11 protein-coding genes are annotated in these 13,501 nt (G+C 69.2%); 2 read left to right on the top strand and 9 right to left on the bottom strand.

Translation table 11 applies throughout. The features are described from left to right. The first annotated feature begins 251 nt into the window (after positions 1-251). The gene (locus tag MLE27_RS07655) at positions 252-1,202 is read left to right on the top strand and encodes a hypothetical protein (RefSeq protein WP_243311476.1); all 951 of its coding nucleotides are present in this window, start codon (positions 252-254) and stop codon (positions 1,200-1,202) included. A gap of 4 nt (positions 1,203-1,206) precedes the next feature. Continuing rightward, positions 1,207-1,881, top strand: coding sequence for a DNA alkylation repair protein (locus MLE27_RS07650; protein ID WP_243311475.1), 675 nt, complete (start codon positions 1,207-1,209; stop codon positions 1,879-1,881). On the opposite strand, the gene MLE27_RS07645 is transcribed toward MLE27_RS07650, so the two are convergent. The 9 genes from MLE27_RS07645 to MLE27_RS07605 all read right to left on the bottom strand — a co-directional run bounded on the left by MLE27_RS07645 (position 1,878) and on the right by MLE27_RS07605 (position 13,499). After that, positions 1,878-3,953 carry a M1 family metallopeptidase gene (locus tag MLE27_RS07645; RefSeq protein ID WP_243311474.1) on the bottom strand — a complete coding sequence of 692 codons (2,076 nt, stop codon included), beginning with the start codon at positions 3,951-3,953 and terminating at the stop codon, positions 1,878-1,880. The genes MLE27_RS07650 and MLE27_RS07645 overlap by 4 nt on opposite strands. 116 nt (positions 3,954-4,069) lie before the next feature. Next, positions 4,070-5,191: a hypothetical protein gene (locus tag MLE27_RS07640; protein ID WP_243311473.1), complete on the bottom strand. Its 1,122-nt coding sequence runs from the start codon at positions 5,189-5,191 to the stop codon at positions 4,070-4,072. 20 nt (positions 5,192-5,211) lie between these two features. Next, the gene (locus tag MLE27_RS07635) at positions 5,212-6,711 is read right to left on the bottom strand and encodes a hypothetical protein (protein ID WP_243311472.1); all 1,500 of its coding nucleotides are present in this window, start codon (positions 6,709-6,711) and stop codon (positions 5,212-5,214) included. Positions 6,712-6,837: 126 nt separating this feature from the next. Next, on the bottom strand, positions 6,838-7,590 hold the full coding sequence (locus MLE27_RS07630) for a hypothetical protein (RefSeq protein WP_243311471.1): 753 nt from the start codon (positions 7,588-7,590) through the stop codon (positions 6,838-6,840). A 161-nt stretch (positions 7,591-7,751) separates the two neighbouring features. After that, positions 7,752-9,803 carry a methyl-accepting chemotaxis protein gene (locus tag MLE27_RS07625; protein WP_243311470.1) on the bottom strand — a complete coding sequence of 684 codons (2,052 nt, stop codon included), beginning with the start codon at positions 9,801-9,803 and terminating at the stop codon, positions 7,752-7,754. A 327-nt stretch (positions 9,804-10,130) separates the two neighbouring features. Continuing rightward, the gene (locus MLE27_RS07620) at positions 10,131-10,598 is read right to left on the bottom strand and encodes a ferritin-like domain-containing protein (protein WP_243311469.1); all 468 of its coding nucleotides are present in this window, start codon (positions 10,596-10,598) and stop codon (positions 10,131-10,133) included. A 21-nt stretch (positions 10,599-10,619) separates the two neighbouring features. Beyond that, entirely contained in the window at positions 10,620-11,456 is an 837-nt protein-coding gene (locus MLE27_RS07615; protein ID WP_243311468.1) for an FAD/NAD(P)-binding protein, read from the bottom strand. A gap of 10 nt (positions 11,457-11,466) precedes the next feature. After that, the gene (locus MLE27_RS07610; protein ID WP_243311467.1) at positions 11,467-12,534 is read right to left on the bottom strand and encodes a 4Fe-4S dicluster domain-containing protein; all 1,068 of its coding nucleotides are present in this window, start codon (positions 12,532-12,534) and stop codon (positions 11,467-11,469) included. Further along, positions 12,531-13,499, bottom strand: coding sequence for a 4Fe-4S dicluster domain-containing protein (locus tag MLE27_RS07605; RefSeq protein ID WP_243311466.1), 969 nt, complete (start codon positions 13,497-13,499; stop codon positions 12,531-12,533). The genes MLE27_RS07610 and MLE27_RS07605 overlap by 4 nt, the downstream gene beginning before the upstream one ends. Positions 13,500-13,501 lie beyond the last annotated feature (2 nt).

Genomic DNA, 13,501 nt, shown 5'->3' with positions numbered 1-13,501 from the left:
CCCCGCCCCCCCCCCCCCCCCCCCCCCCCCCCCCCCCCCCCCCCCCCCCCCCCCCCCCCCCCCCCCCCCCCCCCCCCCCCCCCCCCCCCCCCCCCCCCCCCCCCCGCCGGAGGCTTCTTTCTTCGGGTGCAACGCTGCTAGGTGAGGAAGCCTCCGGCGGCCAAAGGGCTCCGCCCTTTGGAATCCCGCATAGGCTTCGCACGTACATCTCCGTTGGCAACCGCCCGAGCCCGCGCTATGGTGCGCACCCTATGACCTTCACCGCCGTCCTCCACAGCGTGGTGCTGCCCCTGGGCAAGCTCCTGCTGACGCTCAGCATCTCGCTGCTCGTGGCCAACCTCATCGAAACCCTGAACTGGACGCGCTACCTGGCGCGCTTCGCCAAGCCCCTGGTGCGCCTGGGCAACATGCAGGACGTGGTTGGGGCCAGCTTCTCCCTGGCCTTCTTCTCGGGCATGGCGGCCAACACCATGCTGGCAGAGGCCCACCAGCAGGGGAGGCTCTCCGACCGGGAGCTGATCCTGGCCAACCTGTTCAACTCCCTGCCCACGTACTTCCTGCACATGCCCACCATGGTGCTTGTGGCCATGCCCTTCCTCGGTTCGGCGGGCGCCGTCTACGTCGGGCTGACGCTGGGCGCGGCGCTGTTGCGCTCGCTGCTCATCGTGCTGGCGGGGCGCGCCGTGCTGCCCCCGCAGGAGGAGGGCTGCCTGGAGTGCCAGCTGCCCGAGAAGGGCCCCACCTGGCGCGAGGCCCTGCACAAGAGCTGGCGGCGCTTCAAGAAGCGCATCGTGAAGATCTGCCTGATCACCGCGCCCATCTACGCGGGCATGGTGGCGCTCAACTCCTGGGGTTTCTTCGGCGCGGCGGAGCGCTTCATGGGCGAACACATGGCCTCGGTGCAGTGGCTCTCGCCCAAGGCGGCCTCCATCGTGGTATTCGGCATGGCGGCCGAGTTCACCGCCGGGCTGGCCGCCGCGGGCGCGCTGCTCCACGCTGGCGACCTCCCCGCCAAGGAGATCGTGCTGGCCCTGCTGCTGGGCAACCTGCTCTCCACGCCCATGCGGGCCTTCCGGCACCAGTTCCCGTACTACGCTGGCATCTTCCGCCCGGCCCTGGCCATGAAGCTCATCGTGCACAACCAGGCCTTCCGGGCCGCCAGCCTGGTGCTTGTGGGCCTGGCCTACGCCCTGCTGGCATAGCGGGATGGACGCGGCGGACATCCTGGCCCGGCTGAGGCCGCTCGGCAGTGAGCGCAACCGGCAGGGCATGGCCCGCTTCGGCATCAACACGGCGCGGGCGCTGGGGGTGGGCATGGTCCCCCTGAGGGCCATGGCCCGCGAGACGGGGCGCGACCACGCCCTGGCCCTGGCCCTCTGGGAGACGGGCGTGCACGAGGCGCGCATCCTGGCCTGCATGACCGCCGACCCGGCCCGGGCGGACAAGGCCCTGCTGGACGCCTGGGCGGCGGACTGCGACTCCTGGGATGTGACGGACCAGTTCTGCAACAAGCTGGCGGTGAAGTGCGCCCCGGCCTGGGAGCTGGCCGATTCGTGGTCCCTGCGGGAGGAGGAGTTCGTGCGCCGGGCCGGTTTTTCGCTCATGGCCCAGTTGGCCGTGCACGACCGCACGGCCGCGGACGAGGCCTTCGAGCCCTGCCTGGAGCGGATCGTCCTGATGTCGGGCGATGGCCGCAATTTCGTGAAGAAGGCCGTGAACTGGGCCTTGCGCCAGATAGGCAAGCGCAGCCAGGGCCTTAGGCTGCGGGCCGAGGCCGTGGCCGGTGAATTGGCCGGGTCCGCCTCGCAAAGCGCCCGCTGGATAGGGCGGGACGCCCTGCGCGAATTCGCCGCGCGGCCCGTGCGCCCCCGGCGAAACTAGTCGAATTCCCTCAGCATGGGCGTGCGCCTGGGCTCGAGCGTGGCCTTGAGCACGTTGCGCCCGCCCGCGAAGCCCAAAAGCCCGAACGAGCCGTAGTGCGTGACCTTGTTCGCCGCCTGGACCACGGCCTGGACCACGGCCTGCGCATCGGCCCCCGCATCGCCCCTCGCTGATGCCTGGAACACGGCCACGCAGCCGCCCTCGCGCTCCAGGGCCGCGAACACCGTGTCCGCGCCGGGGGCGTCGGGCATCACGTCGCGCAGGCCCGGCAGCGGGAAGCGGGGCATGCCCAGCACCAGCACGTTGCCGCTCTCCAGGCTGCGCTTCTGCTCCGGGGTGAGCTTCTCCTCCTCCAGTACGGCCGCCTTCGTCTGGCCCAGACCGCCCAGCAGCACGGGCAGGGCCGCGCGCACGCCCTGCGGGGCGTCGGCGGCCACCAGCACGCGCAGTTCCCGCGCGCCCTTGACCGTGTTCACCGAGGGCGGCACCTCGGACGGGTCCAGCAGGCGGAAGCAGTCCGCGTCCGGGTCCAGGCGCAGGCGCAGGGGCTTGCCCGGCGTGCGCAGCTCGAAGCCCGCCCGTTCCCCCTCCATGACGAACTCCGTGCGTTGCGTTCCTCCCTCGTAGTCCACCTGGGCCGCGAGCCTGAGCAGATAGGGGGCGCCCTTCTGCACGGCCTCGGCCTTCACGACCCAGCCCCCGGCGGGGTCCGGCTCGCTCGTGGCCTGGTCCAGCGACATCACGGGGCCGCCCGTGCGGGTGAGCCACTGTTCCATGAAGCGGCGGCCGCGCTCCTGGCTGAACTCGCCCTGCCCGGCGAATGTTTCGCGGAAGTCCTCCCACGCGGCGGGCTGGAACAGCTTCGCCGCGTAGATGTGGCGCAGCCCGGCCCAGAAAGCCTCGTCCCCGGTGAAGCCGCGCAGCATGTGGAACACGAATATGGCCTTGCCGTAGCCCACGGCCTGGCTGGCGGCTGAGAAGCGCGAGCCGAAGCGCTCCAGAGGCATGTCCGCCCCGGGGGTCTGCGCCGTCAGGGCGGAGAAGGCCCGCAGCGTCCGCAGGCGGTAGGCCTTGCCCTCGGCGGGGGCGGCCAGCTCCTGCGCGAGATAGTCCGCCACGTAGGTGGTCAGCCCCTCGCACCAGTTGCCGGATTCGCCAGCGACCAGCACCCCGTTGCCCCACCAGCCGTGGGCGACTTCGTGGCGCAGGCTGGTCTCCGGGATGAAGGGCAGGGCCAGCACCTGGGAGCCCAGCAGCGTGTAGGAGGGGAAGCCGTAGCCCGTGGGCAGCGGGTTCTCCACCACGGCGAACTTTTCCAGCGGGTAGGGGCCGTGCAGCTCGGAATAGAAGCGCAGGTGGCGGGCTGCGGCCTCCAGGTAGATGTCCGGGGAGACCTTGGATTCGGGCAGGAAGAATGTCTGCACGGCCACGGCGCTCCCGCCGGGGAGGGTCTCCCGGCGCTCCTCAAACACGTAGCGGGCCAGGCACAGCCCCAGCCTGCCAACCGGTTTGCGCACGTTCCAGGTCGAGACGGTGTTTTCGCCCTCCTGGCTGAAGCCCTCCAGCCCGCCCTGGCTCACGGCCTTGACGCCGCCCGTGGCGCTCACCCGCAGATGGTAGGCGTCCTGCCCCGTCAGGCCCGCCGGGTGCCAGAGGCTGCCGGGCATGAGCATGGCCCAGTCCGGCCCGGCCACGGCTTCGTCGGCCAGGGCTCCGGGGTTGTCGGTTCCTCCCGGCCCGGCCTGCGGCGGCTGGCCCAGGGCGATGGTGTAGCGCAGGGTCACGGCCATCGCTCCCTTGGGCGGAGTCACCCGCACTGTCTCCCCGGAGCGGGCGGGCTTCAGAACGTTGCCGCCCGCCTCCACGGCGAGGCCCGCCGCCGAGGGCGCGAGGGTCAGGGTGAGTTCAGCGGCGGTCCGGGGCTCGGGCAGGGTGATGGCGTCCGTAACCAGGAGCCGCTTGCCGGGGAGGTCCAGCACGGCGTCGATGGAGTGGGCGAGGGGCGCGGCCGCGAGCGCGGTCGCGGCTCCGGAAACCAGGGCCAGCAGCAGGAAAAGGGCGCGGAGGATCATGCCCGTGCATAACCCGCCGCGCCCGGTTTAGGAAGGGGCGCTGGCCCGCGTGTCCGGCCCGTCTGTCCGGCCCGAATGGCCCGGCTTATTGCCAGGACTGGGCTATCCCGGGCTCGCTAGAACAGGTTTTGGGCCAGGCTGCCCAATGTGCCCATGTTGCCGCCCACGGCGCGCAGCAGGGAGCCGGGGTTGCCGCTCTCCACCAGGCCGCCCACGCCGCCGCCGAGCGAGCTGCCCAGCGAGGCGCCCAGGCCGATGCCCGCGCCTCCAGTGGCCAGCCCGCCGATGATGCCGCCGCCGATGCCGCCCAGCACCGAGCCCAGGCTTGAGCCAAGGCCCGAACCGGAGGACTGGTTGGCCGCGTTCTTGAGCATCTTCTTCTCCCAGTGCTCCACGTCGGGGTCCACCTGGCTCCAGGTGCCGTAGATGCGGTTCCAGGCCGCGTCGTTCTGGCGGGCGTCCCAGTACATGCCCTGGGTGTCCCAGTCCTGGCGGCTCTGGGCCAGCATGTTGCCGAAGTCGATCTGGCGCTGGGCCTGGGCGTCGGTCCAGTCGCGCTGGTCCTCGCTGGAGCGGTAGTTGTAGGCGTTGGCCGCGGCGTTGTCCTGGTAGGCCAGGTTGTTCATGTACTGGTTCTCGCCCATGCGGTTCTGCCAGACGTTGTAGCGCTCCTGGTTGGCGGCCTGGTTCTCGTTCATGAGGGCGTTCCAGGCCTGCATCTGTTGGGTGCTGGCGAACTGCTGGTCCTGCTGCTGCAGGTCGTAGCGTTTGGCCGTGGCCTGGGCCGCGTTGTTCACCAGAGAGTTCAGGTAGGTGTTGTCGGCCTGCTGGTCCATCTGCCTGGTGAACTGGCTGGAGCCGTAGAGCCCCCGGTTGGAGTAGGAGTCCACCAGGTTCCGGCGGGTGTTGTCGTAGGCGGTCTTGGCCGCGATTTCGCCGCTTGAGCGCAGGGCGTTCTCGTAGCGGTCGTAGTCGCCGCCTTCGAGCCCGGCGTAGACCGGGGCCTGGACGCCATAGGCTTGGTAGGCGGGATCGCCTCCCGGAGCCTGGTACGCGCTGTACTGGAAGTTCTGGTAGGCCGGGGGCGTCCACTGGGTCTGGGCGGGGCGCACGGCGCTGTTGCCCCACCACTGGCTGTCGTCCAGGTAGGGTGCGGGGCGGTAGGGGTCCACGCCGTTCTGTTCGGCCAGGAGGTGGGCCTGGGTCAGGCCGAAGGTGGTGGGTCCGTCATAGCTCATGGTTCGATCTCCTTGATGGTTTATCCGTTGACGCGGGCGAATTCCGCCTGGCAACGGCGGAGGCGGATGCGGCCTCCGGTGGTTGTCAACTGGAAGGACACTGCCCAATCCCGGAAGCGGGTGCGCGAGATGCTCTTGGTCTGCGAGGAGACGCCGAGAACCTCGTCCGCCTGGGCCAGCATGCCGGTGGCGTCGCTCAGCTTGCCCAGGCCCGGGTTGGCGCTCCAGGCGATGAGCTCCACGGGGCTGACCTGGTCGGAGCCGAGAGCCTGGAGGGAGCCCGCGCCGGGGGAGAGGGCCTCGAAGTCGAGCTGGGCGTTGCGCAGCACCAGCGCGCCCTGGGTGGTGAACACCTTGGAGCGCACGGTGGAGGCGATGTCGGCGTGGTCGCCGGGCTGGATTTCGTCTCGGGATTCCTCGGGCCCCAGGCGGTAGACCAAGCCCCCGCGCCCGGCCAGGTAGACCGTGCCGCCCGCCTGGCAGGCATCGGCCATGATCCGGCCCTGGAAGTCGAAGCGGGTCCAGGCCTGGTTGTGCGGGTGGAAGGCCAGCACCTGGGGGTCGCCCTCGATGAAGACCAGCATGGCCCCCAACGCGGGCACGAAGCGCAATGAGGAGACGTTGCGGCCCCCCAGCAGCGGGTTCACGGGCCGCCCCGCCACCCCCACCTGGATGTCGCCGTATTGCTGCACCCCGGCCAGGTCCATGATGCCGCCGTGCCCGGCGAAGAACAGGTTGTTGCCCACGAACTCCACGGCGCGCGGGCCCGAGGCGCTCTGGTTGCGGGAGAGCTCCGTGATGGACCACTGGTCCACGGTGCCGTCGGTCTGCAGGCGCAGGATGCGCCTGGCCGAGTCGCCGGACTTGAAGACCACCAGGTCCTTCCCGATGACGCCGAAGGCGTTGACGCGCAGGCCGTCGCCGTACCCGGCGCGCAGGAACACCGCCCCCTGCTCGATGTCCCAGTCGGTCTCGTCGAAGGGGCCGCTGAAGGCCACGCCGTCCAGGTCCTGCGCGGAGTTGGCGGCCAGGCGGCCGCCCACCTCCACCAGGGCCGTAGCCGAGGGGGAGGAGCTCACGGTTTCGAGGGCCGAACCGTCCCAGGCGCGCAGGTGCGGGCCGCCGTCCGCGATGACGAGCTTGCCGTGGAAGGTGACCAGGCTCGGGGTGACGCCGGGCTGGTCCAGGTCGGCAACGTGGGTCCAGGCCGGGGGCTGGGCGGAAAGGTCCAGGCTGTGGAGCTTGCCGTCGGAGGTGGCGGCGATCAGGAAGCCGGTGTCCACGTCCTTGGCGTACCAGTGCAGAGCCAGGATGTCCGGGCCGCCGGGCGGCGGGCCGGACACGTGCACGAGGCCGGGCCGCGTGGTGAGGACGCTGCGGCCTTCGGCGTAGTAGAGGTTCAGGGCTTCGGCCAGTTGGTTGTCTGGCAGCCCGGCCGGGTCGTCGGCCACGTTGAGGCCGCCGTCGAAGGCGACGACGGACGAGAAGATGCTGCTTTGTTTCGTGGATGCGTGGGCCACGGGTGCTCCTTGCCAGGGCAGGGAGCGATTATCCGCAGCTTGAAAGGAAAGTATACCCACATAGGGCTATGTGGGGAGAAAGTCGGTGGAGGGGTGAAAAAATATGCGGTTCGGAGGGCGCGAGCGTCAGTTAGGGAGAAACAACCCGGCCACCTGATGAGAGTAGTCCCTATCCGGCGATATCTCCGGGCGCGGGGCGATGTTCCAGGTCCAGGTGCGCTCAGGCGTGCCGGGCAGGGGGACGCCGTGGAGCAGGTCCAGCGGCTTTTCCCCGCCCAGGCGCAGCGTGTCCGTGATCAGGCAGACGGGAGCGGGAGCGCCTTCGAGCGCCCGAAGGTGTTCGCGCACGAGTCGCGCGCCCAGGCCTTGCGCGGCTGCGCCGTGCAGCAGCGCCAGCGGGGCCAGGGGAATCTGCGAGAGGATGTTGGCGGAGACGATGAAATCGGGGCGCAGCGAATCCAGGTAATCCGGCAGCGCCCGCCCGGCCCGGTCACCGGGCTCCCGCCCGGCCAGCGCGTCTTCGAGCGCGCCGCTCGCGTCAAGGTGGGCGAGGCTCACGCCAGGCAAGGTGCGCGCCTGCCAGCGGGCCGACAAGGGGTGGACCACGTCCGCCAGGATGACGCGCTTGAACATCCCGGCCAGTTCGTGCAGGGGCACGTCCAGCAAGGCCCCGGAGCCGAGGACCACCGCCAGGTCTTGGCGGGGGCAACGGCGCGCGCACTCCAGCATGAAGGCCTTGCTGGCCTCCAGGTGCGGCCGCCAGGCCAGGCGGTTGCGCGCGTGGCGGGCGCGGATGGCCACGGCCTCGCGCTTGAGCCCCGCCCGCCGGGCCAGGGCCGGGCAGGGGGTGAGCAGATATTCGCAGAGCTCCAGCAGCATGAGCGGGTCTTGTAGTCCGGTGAGAGGGTCGATTGTTGCAGCCTGTTCAAAACGCCCGCAGGCAAGGCGCAAGAAAAAGTCAAGGCCGACGCGTATTCGGCATACGAGAGGGTTTGACTTTTTCGAGGCAACGAAGCCTGCGGGGTGTTTTCAGCAGGCTGCTAGGCGGTGATCTCCCTGCCGCGAAGCTGCCCGATGACCCGGTCCAGCGTGTCGCCCTGGGCGGCCAGGTCGCGCAGGGCCTGTTCCGCGCGGGACATGGCCTGGGCGATGCGCCCGGCAAGCTCGCGCACCTCGTCCACGGAGCGGTTGATCTCCTCGCTGGCGGCGGACTGCTCCTCGGAGGCGGTGGCAATGGCCCGCACCTGGTCCGAGGCGGTCTCCACCAGGGAGACGATCTCCGCGAGCGACCCGCCGGAGGTCTTGGCCAGGGCGCTGGCCTGCGAGGCGGCCTCGGCCATGCGCTCCACCTGGGCGGCGTTGTCCAGGGTGCCGGTCTGGATGGCGGTGATGGTCTGGCCCACCTCGCGGGTGGCGGTCATGGTCTTTTCCGCCAGCTTGCGCACCTCGTCGGCCACCACGGCGAAGCCGCGCCCGTGCTCGCCCGCGCGGGCGGCCTCGATGGCGGCGTTCAGGGCCAGGAGGTTGGTCTGGTCCGCGATGTCGGAGATGACCGTCATCACCTGATCCACCGCGCGGGTCTGCTGGGCGAGGCCGTGCATGGCCTGCCTGATCTGGTTCGCCAGGGCGTCAACCCCGGAGATGGCGTCCACGGCCTGCTCCACCATGCGCTTGCCGTCGTTGGCGCGCTCGCTGGCCAGCCCGGTCTGGCTGGCGGCGTCCTGGGCGCTCCGGGAGACCTCCATGATGGTGGCGGTCATCTGCTCCATGGCCGTGGCGGTCTGCACGGTGCGGTCCTGCTGGGAGCCGGTGTCGTTCAGCGCGCCGTCCATCTCCGAGGTGAGCGCGTCGGACGAGGCGTTGAACCCGGCCATGACCTCCTGGAGGATGTTCGCTGCCTCGCCAAGGGCCTCCTGGCGGGACGTGGCCGCCTTGGCCGAAGCCTCCTCGGCCTGGCGCAGGGCGTCCTGGGCGCGCAGGGCCTCCTCGTTGGCGCGGCACTCCTTCTCGGCAACGGAGGTGAGGCTCGCCTTGAGCTCCCCGACCATCTCGTCGAGGCTCTGCGAGAGCTCGGTCAGCTCGATGCAGCTGGTCTCCCTGCGCAGGCTGCGCTCGAGGTCGCCGCCGGCCACGGCCTTGGCGAAGGCCAGGCAGCGGGTCAGCGGGCTGGCCACCACCTTCACGGAGAGCAGCCAGATGGCCGCGGCGAGCACCAGGGTGACGGCCAGGGCCAGCAGGGCCTGCCTGTTCAGCGAGGAGCGCACCAGGGCGTGCATGTCCTCCAGGGGGGGGATGATGCAAAAGACCCAGCCGGTGAAGGCGTCGCGGACCACGACGGCCATGGCGCCGTCGGGCAGGGTGACGGTTTCGGAGGCCTTTACGGCCAGGGCGGCCTGGAAGAGCGGGCTCTTGGAGGCCTCGTTCTTGAGCAGTTGCGCCTCGTCGGGGTGGGCCACGGCCATGCCGTCGGGCTCGAAGACAACCACGTGGCCCGTGGAGCCGATGCGCGTGGCCGAGACGTCGCCGGTGATGGTGTGCAGGTCCACCCCGGCTGTCATCACGCCCAGCAGTTCGCCCTGTGGCGACTTGACGGCCTGGGCCACGATGATGACGGCCTTGTTGGAGACCCGGCTCAGGAGCGCCTTGGAGATGGCGTGGTCCTTGCCGCCCCCCACGATGGCCTTGAAGTAGTCGCGGTCTGCCACGTTGGCCTTGGCCAGCGGGCCGGGCAGGCTGGAGGCCACGAGGTCGCCCTTGAGCGAATACATGTTGGTGTAGCCGATGCCGATGCTCGGCATGCCCTTCACGGTGGCCTGCATGCGGGCCTGGAAGGCGCCGTCCTTGTCCTCTCCGCGCGCTGCGGCCTGGACCACGGCGATGGCCGTCCAGGTCTTGAGGGCCTCGGTTTTGAGGCGCATGGAGTCGGAGACGTCCTTGACGATGGTGCCCGCCAGGATGGGCATATCCGCCCGGAGCATGGTCAGGGCGGAATCCCTGGTGGCGGCCGAGCCCTGCCAGACCAGGCCCGCCATGCCGACGGTCACGACCAGAAGAACGGGGGCCAGAAACGCAGCCTTCAGCGAAAGCCTCATAGCGCGGTACTCCCTCAAGCGTTATGCGTGCGGACGCCGCAAGGCGGCGCCTTGGAGGCCAAAGACCACGCGGCCGGCAGGCATGCCTGGTGGCGAGCCGTACCGGGGAGTCGGCGCGGCGACTGTGCGAAACGGGCTAACCATACGTGTTTCGCTCAATGCTTTCAACCATGTGAAGGAATTAACGGCAAACGGATGAACTGGGATGCATCACACCCTGCGGCGGAGCATAGTATCTGAATGGGATGAACCCGCGCATCACGCGGAAGGGAGAAGTCCGGGGAGGCGTGGCCTCCCCGGAGAGCTGATCTATCTGGGTGCGGGAGCCTAGAGCATGGCCCGCAACTGGCGGATGTGCAGGCGCTCCTCGTCAACGCAGCGCTGCACGGCGTCCTTTTCGGAGTCGGGCACCAGCTCCTTGAGCTCCACAAAGAAGAGCAGGGTGTCCTTCTCGAAGGAGAGGGCCACGCGCACGCCGGATTCGGCGTCCCCGGCCCCGGCCATCAGGGCCTCGGAGTGGGAGTCGAACAGCGTGTGGGAGCTGATGAGCGCGTCGATGTACTCGCCGTACTCCTCGGTGGTGCTCCAGGCGGGCAGCTCCACGGAGCCCAGGCGGTTGAGCAGGTTGCTGAAAATCAGCTCGTGCTTGTGCTCCTCACCGGCCAGGTGGATGAACAGGTTCCGCAGATCCTCGTCCTTGGTCTGTTCGGCCATGTGGCGGTAGAAGGCCTCGCCCTTTTTCTCGATCTCGACCGCGGCCTTGGCCACGTCGGCCGCCTTGAAGAATGTCGCCATGTGCCTGTCCTTCCGCGTTGGCTAGAGTTCGTTGGGCAGTTCCTTGAGCTGGGCGTAGGTGAACACCGGGCCGTCCACGCAGACGTACTTCGTGCCGATGTTGCAGCGGCCGCAGATGCCCACGCCGCACTTCATGCGCTTTTCCAGGGTGGTGACGATCTGGTCGTCCTCGAAGCCGAGCTTCTTGAGCGCCTGCAGGGTGAACTTGATCATGATCGGGGGGCCGCAGGTGATGGCCACGGTCTTCTTGGGGCTGGGGTTCATCTCCAAAAGCACGTTGGGGATCAGGCCCACCTTGTGCTCCCAGCCCGGGGCCTCGCGGTCGATGGTCAGCACGGTGGTCATGTCCTTGCGGGTGGACCAGTCGGGCAGGTCGTACTTGAAGGCCATGTCCTCGGGGCTGCGCGCGCCGTAGAGCAGGGAGATGTTCTTGTAGTCCTTGCGGTTGTCCAGCATGAACAGCAGCAGGGTGCGCAGGGGGGCCATGCCGATGCCGCCGCCCACGAACACGATGTTCTTGCCCTTCATGGACTCGTAGGGGAACCAGTTGCCAAGCGGCGCGCGCACGCCGACCTGGTCGCCGGGGGAGAGCGTGTGCAGCATGGAGGTGACCTCGCCGGTCAGCATCACGGAGAACTGCAGGTACTCCATGCGCGTCGGCGGCGAGTTGATGACGAACGTGGCTTCGCCCACGCCGAACACCGAGAGCTGGCCCACCTGGCCGGGCTCGTACTTGAACTTGGCCATGCGGTCCTTGTTGTTGAGGACCACGCGGAAGGTCTTGATGTTGGGGGTCTCCTGGATGACCTCCAGCACCGTGGCGATCTCGGGGAGATAGGGATTCATCATAGTGGTCATGGCGGCTCCCCTACGGCTTGCCCGCGGTGGCCGTGGGCAGTTCCATGGCCAGTCGGACGATTTCACGGATGTCCACGCTCACGGGGCAGAGCTTGATGCACCGGCCGCAGCCGCAGCAGGCGATGGGCCCCTTGTGGATGTCGGGGTAGTAGCTGAACTTGTGGCCCACGCGGTTCTTCAGGCGGTGGGCCTTGGTGGGCCTGGGGTTGTGGCCGCTGGCCTCCAGCGTGAACTGGAAGGACATGCAGGTGTCCCAGGTGCGGATGCGCTCGCCCTTCATGCCGGAGCGCTCGTCCGTCACGGTGAAGCAGTAGCAGGTGGGGCACAGGTAGGTGCAGGCCCCGCAGCTGATGCACTTGGCGGAGACGTCGTCCCAGAAGCCCATGTCGTCGAACTTCTCGAGGAGCTTGGCCGCGGCGGGGGCCGCGTCCCAGGCCGGGGGCATGGCGGCCTCGGCGGCCTCCTTGGCGGCCTTGGCCTGGTCCTGCGCGGCGGCGGTGGCGTCCTTCAGGGCGGGGGCGTCCAGCAGGGCCTTGCCGCGTTCGCTCACGGCCTCCACCAGCCAGCCGCCATCCACCGGGGTGAGCAGCACGTCGGAGCCGTCCGCGTCCACCGGGGAGCTGCCCACGGAGTTGCAGAAGCAGGTGGTCTCCGGGGTGTCGCAGGCCAGGGTCACAAACAGGGTGCTGGCCCGGCGCTCGGCGTAGTAGGGGTCGCGGATGGTCTTGGTGTCGTAGACCCGGTCGAACACGGTGAAACCGCGGGCGTCGCAGGGGCGACCGCCGAAGACCACCGTGGCCGGGGCGTTGACGGTCTCCTTGATGTCCAGGGCGACCTTGCCCAGGTTTTCCGCGTCCTTGGAGTAGCTGAACTCCATGAGCCGCTCGGTGGAGGGGAACACGCTCTCCTTGGGGGGCGAATCCGCCTGGCGGGTCAGCACGGGCTTGGTTCCCGGGCCGTAGGGCCTGAAGACAACGGCTCCGTTCTCCCGCACGGGCACGAGCACCCTGCGCCCCTGAGCCAGGGCGCCAAGCCACGCTGACAGATCGCCTTGGGCTAAGTACTTGGCGGACATCACCAGCCCCTCTCGTTGATTTTTTCTTCCTCGACCTTGAACGCCAGCAGCGGCGGCTTGGCCTCGGGGTCGATCCCGGCGCGGTAGTCGAACAGCTCCAGGATCTCCTTGTTGTTCTTGCGCTTGAGCAGCAGGATCGGGATGCCCACGGGGCAGGCGCGCTCGCATTCGCCGCACTCGGTGCAGCGCCCGGCCAGGTGCGAGGCGTGGATCATCTGGAACATGAACTTCTCTTCCACGCCGGTGCGCTGGCTGACCCAGTTGGGCTCGCGGGTCTGGGCGATGCACTGGTCGCGGCAGACGCACAGCGGGCAGGCGTTGCGGCAGGCGTAGCAGCGGATGCAGCGGCTCATCTGCTCCTGCCAGAAGGCCTGGCGCTCGGCCAGGGGCTTGGCCTCGAAGGCGGCCACGTCGGCGTAGGCGTCCTCGGCCTTGCGCTCCAGGCGCTGGCCCACGAATTCGTCGCTGATGACGGCGTCGTGGTACTGGCAGCGGTTGCACTTGTCCGCCCAGAGGTCGGCCATGGGCAGGGAGCCCGCCTTGCCGCCGGAGGTCAGGGTGCAGCGGTCGCCCTGGAAGCTGGCCTCGCTCACGCGGGCGGCCTCCATGCCCTGGTCCTCGAAGGCGCGTTTGACCTTTTCCAGGTCCACCACGCCTTCGCAGGGGAAGCCGAAGACCACCACGTTCTCGCGGTTGATGAGCTTCTCCTGGAGCAGCTGCACCACGGAGCGGCTGTCGCAGCCCTTGACCACCACGCCGATCTTCTTGGTCTTGGGGTAGCGGGTCAGGTAGGTTGCCAGGTTCTGGACCGACAGCGGCCCGAGCACCAGCTTGTCCAGGTCCGCCTCGCTGGTGATGAACACCGGGGTGTGGTGCAGGGCGTCGAAGCCCTTGCCCCAGCCGATGACCACGTCCAGTTCGGGCAGCCGCTTTGCGATGGCGGCCTTGAGTTCGTCGAGAATGGGCACGT

Origin of the sequence: Fundidesulfovibrio agrisoli, from assembly GCF_022808715.1 — a bacterium.
GTDB lineage: Bacteria > Desulfobacterota > Desulfovibrionia > Desulfovibrionales > Desulfovibrionaceae > Fundidesulfovibrio > Fundidesulfovibrio agrisoli.
The sequence above is the reverse complement of the archived record's forward strand: the minus strand, read 5'-3'. Positions and strand labels throughout refer to the sequence as shown.